This window comes from Nonomuraea sp. NPDC051941, from assembly GCF_044593615.1.
In genome coordinates this window covers 64,915-83,493 of the sequence record NZ_JBIUCF010000059.1, presented here as the reverse complement: position 1 = coordinate 83,493, position 18,579 = coordinate 64,915, and the positions used below count along the sequence as shown (strand labels likewise).

Annotated in this window: 16 protein-coding genes and 1 pseudogene; 10 read left to right on the top strand and 7 right to left on the bottom strand. The window is 68.4% G+C overall.

Annotated features, from left to right (window positions below; genetic code table 11):
- The first annotated feature begins 512 nt into the window (after nt 1–512).
- From ACIHFD_RS57810 to ACIHFD_RS57800, 3 genes and pseudogenes are all read left to right on the top strand, one after another.
- Nucleotides 513–701, top strand: a complete 189-nt coding sequence (locus ACIHFD_RS57810; RefSeq protein WP_397374192.1) for a hypothetical protein — start codon at nt 513–515, stop codon at nt 699–701.
- 328 nt (nt 702–1,029) lie between these two features.
- Complete coding sequence (locus tag ACIHFD_RS57805; RefSeq protein ID WP_397374191.1) at nt 1,030–3,462, top strand: tetratricopeptide repeat protein; 2,433 nt, start codon at nt 1,030–1,032, stop codon at nt 3,460–3,462.
- Nucleotides 3,463–3,531: 69 nt separating this feature from the next.
- Nucleotides 3,532–4,511, top strand: a pseudogene (locus tag ACIHFD_RS57800) (IS5 family transposase).
- A 22-nt stretch (nt 4,512–4,533) separates the two neighbouring features.
- Here ACIHFD_RS57800 and ACIHFD_RS57795 read toward each other — a convergent pair.
- The gene (locus tag ACIHFD_RS57795) at nt 4,534–5,034 is read right to left on the bottom strand and encodes a DUF4158 domain-containing protein (protein ID WP_397374195.1); all 501 of its coding nucleotides are present in this window, start codon (nt 5,032–5,034) and stop codon (nt 4,534–4,536) included.
- Nucleotides 5,018–5,626: an IS30 family transposase gene (locus tag ACIHFD_RS57790; protein WP_397374194.1), complete on the bottom strand. Its 609-nt coding sequence runs from the start codon at nt 5,624–5,626 to the stop codon at nt 5,018–5,020. Before ACIHFD_RS57790 ends, ACIHFD_RS57795 begins: the two co-directional genes overlap by 17 nt.
- A 559-nt stretch (nt 5,627–6,185) precedes the next feature.
- On the opposite strand from ACIHFD_RS57790, the gene ACIHFD_RS57785 reads away from it, so the two are divergent.
- The gene (locus ACIHFD_RS57785; protein ID WP_397374190.1) at nt 6,186–7,127 is read left to right on the top strand and encodes a tyrosine-type recombinase/integrase; all 942 of its coding nucleotides are present in this window, start codon (nt 6,186–6,188) and stop codon (nt 7,125–7,127) included.
- A gap of 200 nt (nt 7,128–7,327) precedes the next feature.
- On the opposite strand, the gene ACIHFD_RS57780 is transcribed toward ACIHFD_RS57785, so the two are convergent.
- On the bottom strand, nt 7,328–7,552 hold the full coding sequence (locus ACIHFD_RS57780) for a three-helix bundle dimerization domain-containing protein (protein WP_397374189.1): 225 nt from the start codon (nt 7,550–7,552) through the stop codon (nt 7,328–7,330).
- Nucleotides 7,553–7,805: 253 nt separating this feature from the next.
- On the opposite strand from ACIHFD_RS57780, the gene ACIHFD_RS57775 reads away from it, so the two are divergent.
- Both ACIHFD_RS57775 and ACIHFD_RS57770 read left to right on the top strand, forming a co-directional pair.
- Complete coding sequence (locus tag ACIHFD_RS57775; RefSeq protein ID WP_397374188.1) at nt 7,806–8,150, top strand: luciferase family protein; 345 nt, start codon at nt 7,806–7,808, stop codon at nt 8,148–8,150.
- A gap of 170 nt (nt 8,151–8,320) precedes the next feature.
- The gene (locus tag ACIHFD_RS57770) at nt 8,321–9,025 is read left to right on the top strand and encodes an NAD(P)H-binding protein (RefSeq protein WP_397374187.1); all 705 of its coding nucleotides are present in this window, start codon (nt 8,321–8,323) and stop codon (nt 9,023–9,025) included.
- Between the two features lie 391 nt (nt 9,026–9,416).
- Here ACIHFD_RS57770 and ACIHFD_RS57765 read toward each other — a convergent pair whose 3' ends face one another.
- Entirely contained in the window at nt 9,417–10,025 is a 609-nt protein-coding gene (locus ACIHFD_RS57765) for a TetR/AcrR family transcriptional regulator (RefSeq protein WP_397374186.1), read from the bottom strand.
- A 319-nt stretch (nt 10,026–10,344) separates the two neighbouring features.
- On the opposite strand from ACIHFD_RS57765, the gene ACIHFD_RS57760 reads away from it, so the two are divergent.
- The gene (locus ACIHFD_RS57760) at nt 10,345–10,839 is read left to right on the top strand and encodes a hypothetical protein (RefSeq protein WP_397374185.1); all 495 of its coding nucleotides are present in this window, start codon (nt 10,345–10,347) and stop codon (nt 10,837–10,839) included.
- A gap of 119 nt (nt 10,840–10,958) precedes the next feature.
- Nucleotides 10,959–11,576, top strand: a complete 618-nt coding sequence (locus tag ACIHFD_RS57755) for a stage II sporulation protein M (RefSeq protein ID WP_397374184.1) — start codon at nt 10,959–10,961, stop codon at nt 11,574–11,576.
- 233 nt (nt 11,577–11,809) lie between these two features.
- Here ACIHFD_RS57755 and ACIHFD_RS57750 read toward each other — a convergent pair whose 3' ends face one another.
- The 3 genes from ACIHFD_RS57750 to ACIHFD_RS57740 all read right to left on the bottom strand — a co-directional run bounded on the left by ACIHFD_RS57750 (nt 11,810) and on the right by ACIHFD_RS57740 (nt 16,210).
- Complete coding sequence (locus tag ACIHFD_RS57750; protein WP_397374183.1) at nt 11,810–12,199, bottom strand: DUF3592 domain-containing protein; 390 nt, start codon at nt 12,197–12,199, stop codon at nt 11,810–11,812.
- Between the two features lie 295 nt (nt 12,200–12,494).
- Entirely contained in the window at nt 12,495–15,653 is a 3,159-nt protein-coding gene (locus ACIHFD_RS57745; RefSeq protein WP_397374182.1) for a Tn3 family transposase, read from the bottom strand.
- Nucleotides 15,654–15,766: 113 nt separating this feature from the next.
- Nucleotides 15,767–16,210: a transposase gene (locus tag ACIHFD_RS57740; protein WP_397374181.1), complete on the bottom strand. Its 444-nt coding sequence runs from the start codon at nt 16,208–16,210 to the stop codon at nt 15,767–15,769.
- Nucleotides 16,211–16,574: 364 nt separating this feature from the next.
- Between ACIHFD_RS57740 and ACIHFD_RS57735 the strand changes: the two genes are divergently transcribed.
- Both ACIHFD_RS57735 and ACIHFD_RS57730 read left to right on the top strand, forming a co-directional pair.
- On the top strand, nt 16,575–16,991 hold the full coding sequence (locus ACIHFD_RS57735) for a hypothetical protein (RefSeq protein ID WP_397374180.1): 417 nt from the start codon (nt 16,575–16,577) through the stop codon (nt 16,989–16,991).
- The coding region (locus ACIHFD_RS57730; protein WP_397374179.1) for a tetratricopeptide repeat protein at nt 16,988–18,579 on the top strand (1,592 nt) is incomplete at its 3' end. The genes ACIHFD_RS57735 and ACIHFD_RS57730, both read left to right, overlap by 4 nt.

Genomic DNA, 18,579 nt, shown 5'->3' with positions numbered 1-18,579 from the left:
CCGAACACCGGTCTCGACAGGAGGCTCGGTCACCTGCTGTGACCTGGGGCGACTCTCTACTTTGGGGCTCATCGCACCAACCCGAGAGGAGGGCCCAGACGCACGCCATGGGGCAAGGAAGCCGCCGCACGGGTGCAGTCCGCGGCCGCCAAACACCCGGACTGCCCCAGCGCGCGCGATGGTCTGGACCGCGACGCACAGTCGCAGGCCGATAAGAACGAGCACCAGGATGATGATGACTGACGGCGGATTGCCGAAAGACATCTTGGGTTGAGATTGGACGATCGGCAGACTTCGGTCCCTCGTTGAGGGCTGGGGCTGATCGCCGCCCGGTGGCTCGTTCCTCACTACCGGCCACTGAGCACGTCCGGTTCTCGCGCGTGCGTCAAAGAGCGGTTCGGCTGACGGGCTCAATCCACCGGCGACAAGAACGAGCATCATGGCCCAGGACAGCCGCGAGTAGTTGTCAGGGGGGTGCCGAAACGTGGGCTACTGCGGGTACGCCTCTCGGCATGAAATTGACCCCCGAGGGACACGAATCCCGCGCCTCCAACGCTATAAACCATGCCCAGCAGACCGTGGGCATCAGCAGTCCCGAGGCCCAGACGTTAATCCAGATGGCCCAAGTCCACGCGACCCTCGCCGTCGCCGCCGCCATCGAACGCCTGGCCGATGTGCTCTCCCAGCGAGACGATGACTGATAGTTCCTGAATTGTCTTATGGAGTATCAAGAGTGCCCGGCGCGGTGCGCGCAGGGGCGCTCCCGGGCGGATCGGCCGGCCGGGCGTGCGGCTCTCCGGCCGGTCCTGGCCGCCGCCCGCCAGGCCGCGAAAGGGTGGGCAGCGGTGGGAACGGACGCCAGCGGGGCTCTTCACGGAGAGCTCCTCCGCAGCAATGGAGCGGCCGATGGCCGCCCCCTTGCCGTTGCCGTGGGTCAGGTCACGCTGTGGCGTTGCTTGGGACACCGCTGACATGACAGGTGTGCCACTCCCCGTGCACATCGCATGGTGATCGCGTCATCCTGGGGGAGTGACGGCCTCTTCTTTCCGCCATCCCCGCGAGCCGGATCGACAGCGGCGCCGGTGGCGGTGGCGGCGTGTGCTGGCCTGGACGGCCGTGGTGGTGTCTCTGGCGTTGCTGGTCCTGGGCCTGGTCGCCTTCTTCTCCGGTGCCGGCCACGGGCCCACTGCGGCCGAGGACGTGCTGGACAAGCGGGCCAGCGTGATCAGCATGTTCGTCGGCATCGCAGGTTTGCTGGTCGCCGGCGCGGCGTTGTGGGCCCAGGTTCGCTCAGCTACTCCCGCCCAGCCAGGCAGCCCTTCCCCGACGAGTGGAGGCTCATCGTCCGGGCCGGGCTCGCTGGCGGTGGGTGCAATGTCGGGGGGCGTGGTGGTCGGGCAGGTGTCCGACACGGCCCGGGTGAGCAGCGCCGGCAGCACGGCAGCCGAGGCCGAACGCGCGATCGCCGTCGCAGGGAGCAACTACGGCGCGGTGATGAGCGGAGACCACGCCACCGCGTTCGTCAGCCACGGCTCCCTTGTCATGGGGGACGTCCTGCCGTCGCGGCCACCGCTGCCGCCCGCCGAGCAGACCGCAGGATTGCGCGCGCCGGTCGGGCTGCCGCGCCGTCCCGTGGCCGGCTTCACCGGCCGCGCTCAGGCGCTTGAGGAGATGCGCGGCACGCTGACCGCCGGACGTTCGGTGGGGGTGATCAGTCAGGCGGTGGTCGGCCTGGGCGGGGTGGGCAAGAGCGAGCTGGCGCTGCAGTACGCCCACCGGTACGGCGACGGCTACCGGCTGGTGTGGTGGATCGACGCCGACAGCCCCGCGCAGATCCAGGCCGGCCTGGCGGGACTGACCCGTTCCCTGGTCGCGGGCGTCGACGTGGCAGCGGCCGAGCAGGCCACGATCGAAGAAGCGCAGGGCTGGGCCCTGACCTGGCTCAGCACTCATACGGGCTGGCTGGTGATCTTCGACAACGTCGAACAGGTCGACGACGTTGAGCCGTATCTCGCCCGGCTCACCCGCGGGCATGCGCTGATCACCACCCGCCGTGATATCGGCTGGAGAGACCTTGGCATCACCCCGCTCCGGCTCGGCCTCCTCGACCGCGCCGCCAGTATCGACCTGCTGACCGGACTGCTCGGTCCCTTCGCCACTGGCCAGGAGAGCCTGCTGAACGAACTGGCCGATCAGCTCGGCGACCTGCCCCTGGCGCTGACCCAGGCAGGCGCCTACATCGCCCGCACGCCACGCATCACCGTGCGCCGCTACCTGGAACTGCTCAACGACACCCCGGCACGGATGCACGCCGCCAGCCCCGCCGGCGAGGCCGAACAGGTGGTGGCTACTGTCTGGACCGTCAGCTGTCGGCGCATCAGCGAGATCAACCCCCTGGCCGCGCGCCTGCTGAACCTGCTGGCCTGCTACGCCCCCGACCATCTGCCCTGTACCGTCCTGGACGGCCTGGACGACGCCGACGACGTGGCGATCGGCGAGGCTCTGGCGTTGCTGGCTTCCTACAGCCTCATCACTCTGACCATCAGCCCAGGCGACGGCCCGGTCGGGGAACCGGTGGATCTGATCAGCATGCACCGCCTCATCCAGGCCACCACTCTGGCCCAGCTCACCGACCAGCAGCAGCACGCCACCCAACAGCAGGCCGCCGCACTCCTCCAAGCCGCACTCCCCAACGACCCCGAGCGATTGGCCAACTGGCCTGTCTACCGAGCTCTCCTTCCGCACGCCCGCGCCGTGCTCCCCCTGGATTCACCCGGCCTGCGGCAGGTTTGCGACTATCTCGAAGCCAGCGGGGACCCGGTCACAGCCCTAGACATTCAGCGGCAGGTCCACGATCACCATCTTCATGCCTCAGGCGCCGAACATCCTGACACCTTGTCCGCCCAGAACCAGCTCGCCCACTGGATGGGGCTGGCAGGGGATGCCGCCGGAGCACGAGACCAGTTCGCCGCCCTGCTCTCCATCCGTGAGCGTGTTCTGGGTGCCGAACACCCCGACACCCTGATCACCCGGCACAACCTCGCCTACTGGATGGGGCTGGTAAGAGATGCCGCCGGAGCACGAGACCAGTTCGCCGCCCTGCTCTCCATCTGCGAGCGTGTTCTGGGTGCCGAACACCCTGGCACCCTGCCGACCCGGAGCCAGCTCGCCTACTGGACAGGGCTGGCGGGGGATGCCGCCGGAGCACGAGACCAGTTCGCCGCCCTGCTTCCCATCTGCGAGCGCGTCCTGGGTGCCGAACACCCTGGCACCCTGACCACCCGGTACCATCTCGCCCGTTGGACGGGGGAGGCGGGGGATGCCGCCGGAGCACGAGACCAGTTCGCCGCCCTGCTTCTCATCTGCGAGCGCGTCCTGGGTGCCGAACACCCCGATACCCTGACCACCCAGAGCCAGCTCGCCTACTGGACGGGGGAGGCGGGGGATGCCGCCCGGAACTAGAGCCTGTACGGAGTTGAGATCAGAAGGATCGCCTGCGGTACGGTCGGCGATCCTGGTAGGCCATTTGCCATGGCGCGTGGAGACCTCAACGACGAGGAATGGTCCTTGATCGAGCCTCACTTGCCGTTGGGTGAGCGAGGCCCGATCCCGGATCTGCGGCAGCAGTTCAACGCGGTGATGTGGCGGTTTCGTACCGGCAGCCCATGGCGGGACCTGCCGGTCGAGTACGGGCCATGGTCCACCGCCTATGACCGCTTCCGCTCCTGGGCGCTGAACGGCGTCTTCGGGCGGCTGATGCAGGCGATGATCGCCGAGGCCGCGGCTCGTGGGCAGGCCGACCTCGACCTGGTCAGCGTGGACTCCACCACGGCCCGCGCGCACCATCACGCCGCCGGGATGGTCTTGGATGGCGAGTTGGTCGCAGCGCTGCAAGAAGCCGTCGAGCGGGAAAAGGGGCTACGTCAAAGGGGCAAAAGCCCCGTGACGGTGATCCCGGTGACGACGAAGACGGCCGACGGCGGATACGCCGCCGGCACCGGTTCCGGCTGAAGGCGGCCGAGCTGGGCCGCTCGCGGGGCGGGCTGACCAGCAAGGTGCACCTGTCGGCCGACCGTCGCTGCCGTCCGCTGTCTTTTGTCCTCACTCCCGGCCAAGCCGGGGACAGTCCACAGTTCCGCGCCGTGCTGGAGCGCATCAAGATCCGCCTGCCGGTCGGACGTCCGCGCACCAGGCCGGGCGCGGTGGCCGCCGATAAGGCGTACTCCTCTCGTGGCAACCGCGCCTACCTGCGCCAGCGCCGGATCAAAGCGGTCATCCCAGAGAAGACCGACCAGGCAGCCCACCGCAAGAAGCGCGGCTCCCGCGGCGGCCGGCCGGTCCGCCATGATCCCGATCTCTACAAGGAACGCAACACGGTGGAACGGTGTGTCAATCGGATCAAGGAATGGCGTGGCCTGGCCTTCCGGTTCGACAAGACGCCCGACAGCTACCTGGCCGGCCTGCACCTACGCGGAGCCGTCATGTGGATCCGAAGCCTCCGACCAATCTGAAGATCCGAACTTCGTACAGGCTCTAGTTCGTGTTCTGGGCGCCGAACACCCCGATACCCTGACCACCCGGAGCCAGCTCGCCCGTTGGACGGGGGAGGGCCGGCGTCGTCAGCCACGCCAGCCGGGTCGCCCCGATCTCCGGATCGTGTATCAGCAGCCGGTCCAGATCCGCTCGCATCGGCTTGGTCAGCAGATAATCGACCTTCTCCGACGTCAACGCGCCCGCGCCGGTCCGAGCGGTTGCGACCATCTCCATCAGCGTGACCACGCCCGGCCGCACCACGCGCGCGCTGATCAGGAACTCCGCCGCCTGATGAAACAGCAGCGACGGCGAGTCGTGTTCCATCGCCCGGTCCAGCAGGAACTGTTCCAGCTCCTTCAGCGTCTCGCCCCTGGTCGGAAATGGTTTCCAGTCCAGATACTTCAGCACCAGCTTCAGATGATCACTGCGGGTCTGCGCCCGCCGTTTGAGGCCGATAACGACCGTCCCGAAAACGGTGGCGGTCTCAAATGGTCGACGCATCACCGCTGGTCAGAAGGCCACTATAGACCTCTGCCGGTGATCGGTACCCCAGAGTGCGTCGCGGCCGGTTGTTGAGCTCGGCCGCGATCTGGTCCAGGTCGTTTTGGTCGAGTGTCCGTAAGTCGGCGTTCTTGGGCATGTACTGGCGCAGGAGCCGGTTGGTGTTTTCGTTGGTTCCGCGTTCCCAGGGGCTGCGTTTGTGGCAGAAATACACCTGGATGCCGGTATCGGCGCTGAGGATCTGATGCTCGGCCATCTCCCGGCCGCGATCCCACGTCAGGGACTGGCGCAGCGGTTCGGGAACGCGCAGCAACTGCCGGGTGAGATAGGGCCGGACCTGGTGGGCCTTGATGCCGTCGGGCAGCGCGACCAGGGCTGTGTAGCGGCTGGTGCGCTCGACGAGCGTCGCGATCGCCGACGGGCGGATGCCCATCATCAGATCACCTTCCCAGTGTCCAGGCACAACCCGGCCCTCGACTGCTGTCGGCCGGGCGCTGATGGAGACCATGTCTCGGATGACACCGCGACCGCTGCGCTGCTTGGCCCGCTTGGGGTGCCGCATGGGACGGCTGGTACGTAGCCGCCGGGTCAGTGTCTTGTCGATGCTGTTGCGCCGACGCGGGTCAAACAGGGACAGGTACGGGGTTGAGGAACCTGCGGACAGCCGTTGGCGGTACCCGTGAGTAACTTAGCTGGACGCTTCGGCAGGGCCCTCGGTAGGGATGAGCGCGGACGGATCCGACTGGCCGGGCAGTAGCCCGGTCAGCGCGGTTCGGATGGCGGCCCGGCTCACTCCATGCGCACGGGCGAGAGCCGCGATCGAAGTGCCGCGGTCATGGAACGCCGACCGCACCTCTTCAAGCCGGGCGCCGGCCAGCGCGGGCGGTCGGCCGCGGTAGCGGCCTTCGGCTTCGGCTGCGGCGATCCCTTCGACGGTCAGCTCGTCCCAACCGGTGCCGGCCGAGGATCGGCGATACCGGGCAACCCTCATACTCACCGCCGACGCCACCACTTGGCTGTACGTGATAATGATCTATTATCACGTACATGAGCGATCACGGCGGCGCGGCAACCAGGAGAAGCCTTCGCCCGGACGGTGCGCGACTCCGGCACGTTATCCGGTACATCGCCACAGACGTCGCGCGGCCGGCATGAGCGCCGCACCGAAGGTCACCGCCCTTCGCGGTGGGCACGTCACCCTCGCCGCGGCCGCCGACGCCTTCCTCGCCACCGCGCGCACCGCCAACTCCAACACCCACCGCGCCTACGCCTCGGCCATCGACCGCACCATCGCCCTGCTCGGCCGCGACCGCCCACTCGCCGACGTCGCCGACGCCGAGATCGGCACCGCCCTCGCCGAGCTCTGGGGGACGAGCGCGCCGGCGACCTGGAACCGCAACCGCGCCGCCGTCACCTCCTGGCTGACCTGGTGCCAGACCAAGAAGCACTGGGCCGCCCCGTCGGTCCCGGCCGAGGCCGAACGCCGCAAGGAGAACGCCGACGAGACCCGCGCGGTCGCCAAGACCACCATCCACCGGCTACTGTCACGCCGCGACATCCCCCTTCGCGAGCGGGCGCTCTGGAGAATGCTCTACGAAACGGCGGCCAGGGCCGCGGAAATCCTCGCGCTGAACGTCGAGGACCTCGACCTGGAGCACCGCCGCGCCCCCGTCCGCTCCAAGGGCGGCGCCACCGAGTGGGTGTATTGGGACCGCGGCACCGCCCACCTGCTGCCCCGCCTGCTCCGGCTCCCCGACGGCAGCGCCCGTACGCACGGCCCGTTGTTCCTGTCCGAGCGGCGTCCGGTCCCGGCCCGTAGGCCCGGTCCCGGCGACATCTGCCCGCGCACCGGCCGCGCCCGCCTCGGCTACGACCGCGCCCGCGTCCTGCTGGAGAAATACGCCGGGCTCGACCTTCACCAACTGCGCCACAGCGCGGCCACCCACCTCGGCGACGCCGAGATCCCGCTGCAGCTCATCATGGGCAAGACCCGCCACAAGAACCCCCGCACCGCCATGCGCTACGTCAAACCCGGCGCCGAAGCCATCGCCAAGGTCACCGAGGTCCTGGCACCCCGCCGCCGTACCCACTGATCAACTGAGTGGCGGCTCGCCGGAGCCATAGGAGTTCCGGGCCTTAACGACAGGCCGTACACCAGGAAAGGTGAGCAGGCGACGCTGCGCCTGGCGGCCGTGCCGCGCTGACACCTTTGTGCGTCATGGTCATGCGCTACGACCCGACATGCGCATACGCGGAGTGGCAGTCCGCTCAGCGTGGAAAGACACAGGCGGGATCACTTGTGATCGGCGATCAGGCGGCGCAGGTCCTCCCGGGCGATTCTGGCGGCCAGCAGCGGCACGAAATCCCTGACCGGCGCCTTCTCAAAGGCCTTCCAGGCGCGGTCGATCGCCTCGATGACCTGTTCGGGTTTGCAGTCGTCGGCGAAGGCGCTGGTGAGCTGATCCGTCAGCTGGGCGCGCGCCTGTTGTTCGAAGACACCTGGCGTCTCAGCAGCCATGTTCGTACCCTCCCCGGTCGAGCGCCGTCCACACCCTGCCCTCACCCCTGCCTGCACTGTCTACTTTTGTGCATGAAAGACAATGTGAGTAGGTGTGCCGCCTGAGGGGCGGCAGGGGTGTTCGGTGACCAGGATCCCCCGCATGGGGGTTTAGGGCCAGGCCTGGGGCGGGTGTTGCGGAGGTGTCGTAAGCGGGTAACGGTTGGAGAACGCCGGGTTACCTGCCGGTGAGCACGCCGGGCAGCATGGAGATGTGGCACCCTTCCGGGAGGCTGCGCAGGAGCGTCGAGCCTCCCTCCTCAGCCAGGCCGTCCACCAGTTGCGGTCCTGGCCCGCTCTGACATTCCTGCCCACCGCCGCGGGGGCGGTCTTCACCAGCGGCGGCCGCGAGATCGTGCGCCTGACCGGACCCAGCACTGCGCACCTGCACCTGACCACCCCAGTGATCGACCGGCTACGATCCACCCTGTGCGCGTGTACGCACCTGGAAACCAATGGCGAACGGGGATGGGCGGCCATCGCGATGGAAACCTCTGTCGATCTCGACCTCGTGCTCGGCTTGGTCAGCGTTGCGATCAAGGCGAACGACTGTCCGTAAGGTCGCGGGGGCGGTCGGAGAACTCCCCTTGACCAGGTCCTGCCATTGCTCGGGTGACGTGCCGCCGGCGGGCAGGTTCACTCCCGTGTGATCGACCCGCTGGACGTGCCCGGTGAGACGGCGGGTAAGGTCCGCCATTTCGACCGCGACCGGCAGCGTGTGGGCATCGGGTGTGTCGCTGCCCCAGACGCCTCAAGCCCGCGCTGGGCCGGGCGAAGGCGCTGTTCCTGCTGCTGTCCGGGGACCTGCACGCCACTGGAGCCAGCCCTGCCGACATCATCGGCGAAGCCGCGGCCAGCGGGGTCCGCCGGGTCGTCCTGCTCTCCACGCTGGGCGTGGTGACCAGGCCCTTCGGCCCGACGCGGATCGCGATGCGCGCGCTGGAGGACATGCTGCGGGAGCCCGGCCTGGAGTGGGCCATCCTGCGGCCGGGTGGCTTCGCCTCCAACGCCCTGTGGTGGGCCGAGTCCGTCCGCGCGCAGCGGGTCGTCGCCGCGCCCTTCGGCGACGTCGGGGTGCCGATCATCGACCCGGCGGACATCGCCGAGGTCGCGGCGGCCTGCCTGCTGGACAACCGGCACCCCGGCGCCGTCTACGAGCTGACCGGCCCGGAGGCGATCACGCCGCGCCAGCAGATCGAGGCCATCGCCGCCGCGCTGGGCTCGCCAGTGAGGTTTCACGAGCTCACCCGGGAGGAGGCCAAGGCCGCCATGGCCCAGAGCATGCCGGCGGAGCTCGCCGACGACACTCTGGGCATCCTCGCCGCCCCGAGCCCGGCCGAGCTGCGCGTCAGCCCGGACGTCCAGCGGGTCCTCAGCCGCGCCCCACGCCCCTTCGCCGCCTGGGCCACCCGCTATGTCGCCTCGTTCCGCTGAGATTGGTCAACGCCGCCGGAACTGCTCTTCATGCTCAGCGATCCACGGCTGTGAGTCGAGGAGCCTGACCCGGAGTTGACGCCCGCCCTGTCAGCAAATGATCTTGAGGAGGAGATCACCGCCGCCCGTCGAGGCCCGATACCGGTTGCTCACCAGCGTGAGGGCCGGGTCTGGAGCTGGTCCGCAGACCCGCGGCGCGGACAGCGATCGGGGCGGCTCTGACCGGCCAGGCATGTGACTCGCTTGCGCACTCATCACGCCCCGCTCGCCTGGGGCAACGCGACGGTCATGTGGTGCGGCGGCTGTCAAAAGGATCAAATTCAGACCCCGGCTAGGCGCGCAGCACCTCTGCCACCGAACCGACGTTGCGTACTCGGTCGAAGTCGGCGGGTCAGGATGTTGCGGGGTTCAGGACTGCATCGACGGCCATGTAGAGGGTGTCGTTCTCGGACTGCAAGATCGAGCCGTCGGAGGGGAGGGCTCGCTCCAGTGCGAGGCCGTTCAGGACGGTAGAGAGGAACTTCGCGCGCCGAGAGGTGTCGCCGGGGGCGAGAGCGCCTTCCTGCGTGAGCACCGTCAGCCAGTACTCCACGCGACGTCGCCCCTGCCGTTCGAGGGCGAAGTATGCCTCCCGCACCTGCTCAGTCGGTTCCGAGGCGATGAACTGCTCGTGGATGGTGCGGTGCGCTTGCCGTGCGCCGGCGCCGACTCCGGCGGGGGCGAGGACCTGGCGCAGGCAGTCGACAAGGCGGTCACGGGCGGGTGCGTCCCGGTCGTGGATCCGCTTTTCGGAGACGACAAGGTCGTACAGACGGGTGAGTACCTCGTCCTGGAGCGCGCGCTGCGTCGGGAAGTGGAACCGGAGGGATCCCGTGCTCACTCCCGCGCGCGCGGCGACCGCTCGCACGCTCAGCTTCGCCCCGGGGTTTTCCCCGATCAACTGCATCGCCGCCAGGAGAACCTTGTCCCGGCTGCTGAGCTGCTCGTTCCGATCCGCCATCACATGGCCCTCCGCCTCACTCGTTCACAGCACTATCACACTGTACTAGCACACTGTGATAGCTTGGCCATCATCCCGACTAACACAGTGTGTTAGTCGAGATGTGATGAAGCGACCCAGGGAGCATCGGCCGGATTGGCCGGGGAGCGGAGGGAACGTGTCGAAGGCATGGCGGCGCAGCTGGGCGATCCGGCGGGTCAAGCAGGGCGACGGGCGTCCTCTTCAGCGGTTTCGCTGGTGGCAGTTGCCGTCAGGGCGCGCGCTGTTCCACCTCCCGCCCTCATCCGATGGCCGACGCCCGGGGACATATGCCGTCGACGTGCGGCACTGGGGCAACCAGTCGGGCGGCGAGAGCACAGCACACCTGTATCTCGACGGTCGCCATCACGCCCAGTCGAAGATCCCCGCCGTGTTCCCTGTGGAGGGCGGCGTCATCGAGGTCGCGACGAGCAGCTTCGGGATCAAGCGCTGCCACTACGTCACCACCACGGGCGAGGAGCACCAACTTGTTCCCGACCCGAAATCGGGCGAGGGCAGGCGGGCCCGTCTCGAGAGTGATCATCCGACGCTGAGCCGCATGATCGCCGCCACCTCAGTAGCGCTGCTCGTGATCGGCGTGGGACTGAACCTCCCGCAGATCATCGGGCCGATCTCGCAGGTGCCGCCCATCGCCGAGAACCTCGGCACCTTCACCTCCCCCATCCACCTGCCGCTCTGGCTCAACATCACGCTCGCCCTCGGCGCCGCGCTGGCCAGCATGGAAAGGGCGCTGCGGCTGCGCTACCACTGGCTGCTCGACGCCGGGGGCAACTGACCGACCACCCAGGCTGGGGCTGACAGGCCGGGCCGGCACGCAGCACTCGGGCCGGTAACACTCAGGGCCCGCTCCAGCAGGCGTCGATGACAATCACCAGAGAAACGGACACCAGAATCATGAACCGTCTTCGCAGACCGTTCCAGATCATCCGCGCTGACCTGCGCGCATACCTGCTGATCAATGCCCTCGTCTACGGAGCGTTCCTCCTGGGCCTGGTCCTGGCCCTGATCTTCCCCGATCTCCACGCCGCGCGAACGTCCTCGTTCGTCGACGGCGACCAAGGGGCGCTCGTCGACACCGTGATCGGCAACCCCTGGACCTTCGGCGCGACCATCTTCCTGGTCAACGTGTTCGCGACAGCCCTGCTGCTCATCGTCCTGCCGTCGCTCGTGATCCCCTTCGCGGGCCTTATAGTCTTCGTGATCAAGACGATCGACATAGGGATCATCCTGGCACCCGTCGACCGGACATCGGCACTGATCTACATCCCGCACTCGCTGACCATCCTCATCGAGTTCCAGGCCTACGCACTGGTGATGTTCGGCGCCTACCTGCTGGGCAGGTCCTGGCTCCGGCCCGCGACAGTCGATGCCACCACACGACGACAGGCCTACGCGCGCGGCCTGAGCCGACTCGGCTGGCTCTGGCTCCCGGCGCTCGCACTCTTCGTCATCGGCGCGGTCTACGAGGCCGTCGAGATCTACTTCCTCGTACCGCTGGTGCTCGGCACCTGACGCCACAGGCACAGGTCGCTGTCGTCCCAGTCCCGCCCCGCGGGCCCGGGACGGCTGCGCAGGCGGGGACGTCTCGCGGGACGTCTTGGCCAGGGTGGTCGGCGTCCCGGCGGTCGCGGGCCCCGGTCAGGCGGGCGGCGCGGCGGTCGCGGATGCGCAGCACGGGTGCCAGGGCCTCCCAGGTGACGCCGGCGTCATCACCTCCATAAGAGACGCGACGTCTCGTGAAAGATTCACGCCATGATGACGGCAATCCCGGCGACCAGGAAGATCAGGGCCGCCATGCCGCTCAGGACGCTGGGCAGGACACGATAGCGCGCGGTGAAGACCCGGGCTGCCTGCGACTGCCCATCGAGGTAGGCGATCGGCACCTGCTGGCCGACGTTCAACCGCAGGCCGATCCCGGCCACCTGCGGACGGAACTCGATGTGGTGGCCGGCGTGGTCGGTGAAGGCGATAACGTAATGCTGGCTCGAGTCCTCCATGACCGCCCCGATCACCGTGCCCCACCCGTGCACGCCGGACCGCTGTAACCGGAAGATCAGGCGCCGCTCCCTGACCGCGAAGACCAGGAGCCCGAGCGCGGTGGCGACGAAGACGAGGCCGGCCACTATGGTCATCATGCTGGGAATACTACGGAAACCCGCGAAACAGCGAGCGGCGGCCGCCGTACTCGAGGCCCGGCCCAGCGGCTGGGCGCGTCAGGGAAAAGGGGGGGTGGCGCCCTCGTCCGCCTCGTCCAGGTCGTCGACGACCTCGTCCGACGCCGGGTTGCATCTGTTCAGCCACCGCCCATTCTCCGAAAAGATCGCCAAAAGGACAGGATCACGCACCCCGCCCGGCACGGCGGATGATTCGCCGCCCAGCTCAAGGAAAGCTTCAGAACAAGGACGCCTGCGGTGGCCGCGATCCCGGCATCTACGCCCCTTCCTCGTCCACGCCGCCGTCGCCCTCAGGCACGTCGGGGATCTCGCCGAGCTGCCGCAGCCCTTCGGGCGGCGCGGAGGAGGCGATGGCATAGCGGCCCAGGACGTTGAGATGGGCGTGACCTAGCGGGCTGAGCCGGGCAGCGTCCTCGTCCTTGACCGGAACGCCGTGGGCGCGCAGCTGGTCGACCGCGGCCGACAGATACTTCGAGTTCCACAGCGCAACCGCGTTGACGACCAGCCCCAGGGCCGCTAGTTGGTCTTCTTGTCCTTCGCGGTAGGCCTGACGGATCTTCCCGCCGTTGCCGTGGCAGATCTTACGGGCCAGCCGATGCCGCGACTCCTGCACCGTCAGCTGCCTGTTCAGCCTGCGCCGGTAGGTGTCGTCGATCGGGTCCAGGATCGACAGCAGGTGCAGGGTCTTGTCGATGCGGCCGTACTCGGCGAACGCCTGCCCCAATGGGGTCGGGCGCCCGTTGCGGGCGAACATGCGCAGCAGGTCGTAGGCGCGCACCTGGTTGGTCACCAGCGATCCGGCGACCCGGGTCATGTCCGACCACTGCGTAGCGATCTTCTGCCGGTTGATCTTGTTGCGGGCGATCGCCTCCAGCGGCCCGTAGTCGCCCGGGGTGTTGCTGCCGGGCACCTCAGCGCGCCAGAAGCGCTGGTCGCCCAGGTCGGCGAAGCGGGGCGCGAACCGGTAGCCGAGCATGGAGAAGATCCCGAACACCATGTCGCTATCGCTGGCCTGATCGGTCGTGACCAGCTCGGGTTTCGGCCCGGCGTCAATGTTGATCAGGCAGTCCAGGATGTACAGCGAGTCGCGCGGCGTGCCCGGCACGACCACCTGGCCGATCCCCATCACCTGGTCGTTTACGGCGTTGAGGAGTGTGAGGCCGCGTTTGTAGCCGAAGTACTTCGGCGAGGGGGCGGCGTTGATCGTCTGGACCGGGACGACGAAGCGCAGCCCGTCGACCGAGGCCAGCAGCCCGCCGCCCCACAGCTTCACGATCGGCACGCCGCGCTGGGCTTCGATGAGGATCGCGTTGGCCGCGGCGTGGGTCTCGGCGCGCACGTAGTTCTGATCGACGTGCGAGAGCCGGCCGCGGGTCAGTGCCTCGTCCCCGTCCTTGATCACCGGAGTGAGGCCGACGTTGCAGGCCTCGCTGATCAGCAGCGCGGCCAGCGATCTCGGCAGGTCGTGCATGCGGGTGGAGATGTCGGCCAGGTGCACGTAGGCGTCCAGGAATCCGGTCCAGGAGTGCACCTCCAGCAGCAGCTCGGGCAGGTCGATGCGGGGCAGCATCGCCTGGCAGGCCGCGCGCAACCATTTCAGCGAAGGACTCTCGCCGAGCGCGCCGAGTTTTTCCACCGACAACCGGGCGTGCCCGTCAGCCGGGGTGACGACCCGGACCAGGGCGTCGTCTCCGGCTTCTTCGAGACGGCCGGCCATCTGCTTCCACGCCGCGTCCAGCGCCAGCAGCTTGGCGTCCAGATGGGCCTCGACCGGGTCGGTCAGCGACAGGGAGGCGAGCACGTCCTCGCTGATCGCCTCCCACGCCTTGCCGTCCAGCAAGTGGGCGCGCGGGTCGGCCCACCGCAGCGACGGCGCGGCGAACACGTCCCGCACCTGCAGAGCCCGAAACAGCCCCTCCAGGACACACACCACATAGGCGTCACGATCCACCGCCCCCTCCGGCAGGTCGGGGTTGGCGAAGACCGGCCGCTTCCACGCCGGGCTCACCAGCGAGGCGTCGATCTCCTTCGGCAGCAGGGGCTTGCGGGAAACGTGCCGGCGCGCCAGCTCCGGCAGCCTGCGCACCGCGGCCAGCACCTTGCGGCCACCCGCCGCCGCCCCCAGCGCCTTCGACTCGCCCAGCAGCTTCAAGAACGGCCGGACGGTGTTGTACTTGTCCACCAGCGCGGCGCGCAGCGCCGCCTCGGCCGCCCCGTCGTCTTCAGGAACGAGCTCTTCGACCGACGCCAGCGCGGCCAGCACCTGCTCCTTGCTCGCACCGGCTTCTGTGGCGACCGCCGTCCACAGCGCCACCACATCCAGATCGGTGTTTGTCTCGGCGACCAGGTCGAGCTGCGCCACCAGCACCCGGCCCGCCCGCGACAGCAGCTTGGATGCCTTCTCCAGCTTGGGCAGCATCGCCAGCCGCTCACCCGTCGACTTGCGCCGCGCCGGGGAGATCAGCCGGGTGGCCATCAGCAGCGCGAACAAGTCAAGGGCGTCGTCGATCGCCTCGGCCTCCAGCGACCGGGTCACCCCCAGCATCGTGGCCGTCTTGCGCGGCTCGCTCAGCCTGGCCAGTAGCGGCGCCTTGGTGCCCGCCCCGTACTTGGCGAGCGTCTTCATCCGCCGCACCGGCACCTTGTCCACCCGCACCCGCCCCAGCTCGAACCTGGCGATGTCGTCGACCCGCTGCAGCGCCTTGGCCATCTCCGTGCCCGACTGCCGCTTGGGCGCCTGCCGCAGCCGCTCCAGCTCCGAGATCCGTGACCCTGGAGGAACCACCAGCAGCGCCGACAACGCCCGCGGCAACCCCTGCCCGGCGCGTTCCACCTGCCGCGCCACCGTCGCATACAGGCGCTCATCCGCCCGCTCCCGCACCGAGCCGACCAGCCGCTCCAGCACCGTCACCCCGGGCAGCAGCACCCGATGCCGGCGCAGCCACGCCACCGACTGATCGAACAACGCCGTCGGCCCCTCGGCATGCGTCCACGCCCGCCCGTGCAGGAACGTCAAGAACCGCTTGGCCAGCACCCGGCCCTCCCACGACTCCCGATCGTCGAAGTCGTGGTAGCCGTAGACGTCCCGGATCATCCACGCGTGCTCATAAACCGTCTTCGGCCGCTCCCCGTACTTCTTCACCTGCGATGGGTCCCCGATGCCCAACTGTTCGGCCAGGTAGTCCACCACCGGCCACGGCACCTCCAGCGGGTCCTCCAGGAACAGACCTTTGTGCCGGACCGTCCCGATCTGGACCGCTACGCCAAGACGATGTGAATCCTGGCGCGACCGCGCGATCACTTCCCGATCGAAGGCGTCCAGGAAGAAGAACTTCTCCAGGTCAGGTAGCGACGGCATCTCACCGAACGTCGAGAACGCCGCCCTCTGCTCATCAGATAAAAACTCCGCAGGCATGACCGACGACCGTAGGCACACCACCTAGCGCCCGGTAACAACCGGAAACACACCGCAAGCCCAGCTCTTGAACGGAAATGATCAACCACCGGACGACCTGCCAAAGCGTCCAGCTAAGTTACTCGCGGGTACCGCCAACGGCTGTCCGCAGGTTCCTCAACCCCGAGGTAGAGCGCCTCGTGCGAGATCTGCAGGTCGGGCTCGTCGGGGAACTGGCGGCGCAGCCATCCGGAGATCTGCTCGGGCGACCAGTGCAGGGCGAGCTTGTCCTCCACGATCGAGCGCAGTCTCCGATGACGGGCCAGCTTGGTCGGTTTGGGCCGGCGTGCACGCTGGTAGGCCGCCTGGTCAGCGACGACGGCGCGGTAGGCGTCGCGGCCGCCGTTGCGGGCGATCTCCCGAGAGATCGTCGATGCCGCCCGGTTCAGCCGCCGGGCCAGCGCGCGAGCAGACCTTCCAGCCGCCAACCCGCGTGAAATCTCTTCCCGCTCGGCCGCCGAAAGGTGCACCTTGGCGCGTTGCTGGGGCCGATGGCGGACGCCGCCGGTCTGCGCCAAGAATCTCCGAACGTGATGCGTAGGCACACCTAAGCCACGCCCCATCGAATTGAACGACTCACCCGCACGCCATCGCTGCCAGATCTCATCCTGCTGAGCTGGCGAGAACCCGTAGTCCCGCACATGACCCTCCATCGCCACAAGATCAACTTATGGTGATGCGCTGATCACTTGAGCCCAAGGTCGTTTTCGGGACGGCCTCTCTCTGGCCATCGTGAAGCTCCAGCCGGACGAGTGCTCCGGCCTTGCCGTGCCGATGGGCGCGCTCACGGCAGCGTTGTCTTAGATTCCGGCGGCGGCTGGCCGCTGGCTTTGGCTGGATCTACGGTGAGGGTTCTGTACGTCGACCGTGAAGGGGATCAGCGTGGATCCGATCGTTTTAGCCGCCGGCACGGCACTGGTGACGGCTATGGCCACCGATGCCTGGCAGGAGGCTCGTGATGGCGCGGTGGCGTTGTGGCGGAAGGTGCGGCCTGAGCAGGCCGAGGTCGTCGAGGCGGAGCTGGTCGAGGTCCGCGAGCAGGTACTGCAGGCCCGCGGCGAGGGCGATACCGACACCGAGCAAGCGCTGGCCGGGTCCTGGCAGGTCCGGCTGCAGCAGTTGCTGCGCGCCGACCCATCGCTGGCAGGCGAGCTGCAGCGTGTGCTGGATGAAGTGCTCACCCCGGCGCTGAAGCCTGCCGATCAGGAGCGGATCGGCTCGCTGGTGATGAAGGCGAAAGCCAGCGGCCACGGCCGCGTCTACCAGGCCGGCCGCGACCAGACCATCCACGAGCGGTGACCTCGTCCCCGGCGCGGCCGGACGAGCCCGAGCAGCCGCGGCCGCAGATCCGGCTGGAGGCTACCGCTTCCGGGCATGCCCGCGTGTACCAGGCCGGGCGTGACCAGTTCATCAACGAGACGATGTTGCCCGAGGCGGTGCTGCGGCCGGTCGCCGAGGTGGCCGCGCCGCCGCGGCTGGTGAATCTGCGCCGGCACAAGCGCACGTTCGTCGGGCGCGACGATGAGCTAGCCGAACTGGGGGCGGCGCTGCGCGGCGGGGGCGAGGTGGTCGTAGCCGCAGTGCACGGCCTTGGCGGGGTTGGCAAGTCCACGTTGGCCGCCCACTACGCCTTGGCGCAGGCCGCGCGCCTGAATCCGGTGTGGTGGATCACCGCCGATTCCCCTACGGCAGTACAGGCGGGCCTGGCCAGCTTGGCGGTCGCGCTGCAGCCGGAGCTCGCCACGTCATTGCCGTTGGAGGCACTGGCGCAGCGGGCTACGGCCTGGTTGGCCGCTCATGACGGGTGGCTGCTAGTGCTCGACGACGTCCTCGATGCGGCTGATGTGCGGCCGCTGCTGGAGCGGACCCTGACCGGGCAGGTGCTGATGACCAGCCGGTTGAGCGAGGGCTGGCACCGGCTGGACGCTGTGGTGTTGCGCCTGGACGTGCTCGGCGAACGAGAAGCGATTGAGTTGCTGACCCGGATCGCCACCCACGACCTTGCCCACTCCAGCCTCGGCGCCACCGCACCCAATGGCCTGGACGAGGCGATCGAGTTGGTCAAAGAGTTGGGAAGGCTGCCGCTGGCGATCGAGCAGGTCGGTGCCTATCTGCACCAAAACCGGCTGACTCCGCGCGCCTACCTGAACTTACTTGCCGAACACCCGGCCGTCATGTATGACCAGGCCGCCCATGGCTCGGACGCCGAGCGCACTATAGCCCGCATCTGGCGGCTGACCCTGGACCGGCTGGCCGACGTCCCTCTAGCTGGGCACCTGCTGCGAATCCTGGCCTGGTACGGCGCCGAGGCCATCCCCCGTGCCCTTCTGGCCCCCTTGCCAGCGCCGGATCTGCAACAGGCGCTGGGCAGCCTGGCCGCCTACAACATGATCACCCTCAACGGTACGGACATCATGGTGCACCGGCTGGTCCAAGCCGTCGCCCGTACCCCCGACCCCGGAGACCCGCACCGCCAACCAGACGATGTCGACACCGCCCGCGAGCAGGCCACCACCCTGCTTGGCGCTGTGTTGCCCGGCGAGCCTCGACACCCGGACGCTTGGCCAGGCTGGCGGATGCTGCTGCCTCACATCAGCGCCCTGGCCGATCAGGCGGCGGCCTCTACAGACACCGCGCACACTGCTCACCTGCTCAACCAAAGCGGAATCTTCCTCGACAACCAGGGCACCCTCACCCGTGCAATCGGCTGCTTCCAGCGTGCGTACACCGCATATCATCGGTTGCTGGGCGGCAACCACGGGCACACTTTGGCCTCGCGCAATAACCTGGCCAACGCCTACTGGTCGGCGGGGGATCTGGGCCGGGCTCGCACACTGCATGAGGTCACGCTGGCCGACTGCGAGCGGGTGCTGGGCGCCGACCACCC

Coding starts and splice junctions, on each gene's coding strand:
- ACIHFD_RS57810 (WP_397374192.1), top strand. CDS start 513: ATGAAATTGACCCCCGAGGGACACGAATCCCGCGCCTCCAACGCTATA.
- ACIHFD_RS57795 (WP_397374195.1), bottom strand. CDS start 5,034: ATGCGTCGACCATTTGAGACCGCCACCGTTTTCGGGACGGTCGTTATC.
- ACIHFD_RS57785 (WP_397374190.1), top strand. CDS start 6,186: ATGAGCGCCGCACCGAAGGTCACCGCCCTTCGCGGTGGGCACGTCACC.
- ACIHFD_RS57780 (WP_397374189.1), bottom strand. CDS start 7,552: ATGGCTGCTGAGACGCCAGGTGTCTTCGAACAACAGGCGCGCGCCCAG.
- ACIHFD_RS57765 (WP_397374186.1), bottom strand. CDS start 10,025: ATGGCGGATCGGAACGAGCAGCTCAGCAGCCGGGACAAGGTTCTCCTG.
- ACIHFD_RS57755 (WP_397374184.1), top strand. CDS start 10,959: ATGAACCGTCTTCGCAGACCGTTCCAGATCATCCGCGCTGACCTGCGC.
- ACIHFD_RS57750 (WP_397374183.1), bottom strand. CDS start 12,199: ATGATGACCATAGTGGCCGGCCTCGTCTTCGTCGCCACCGCGCTCGGG.
- ACIHFD_RS57745 (WP_397374182.1), bottom strand. CDS start 15,653: ATGCCTGCGGAGTTTTTATCTGATGAGCAGAGGGCGGCGTTCTCGACG.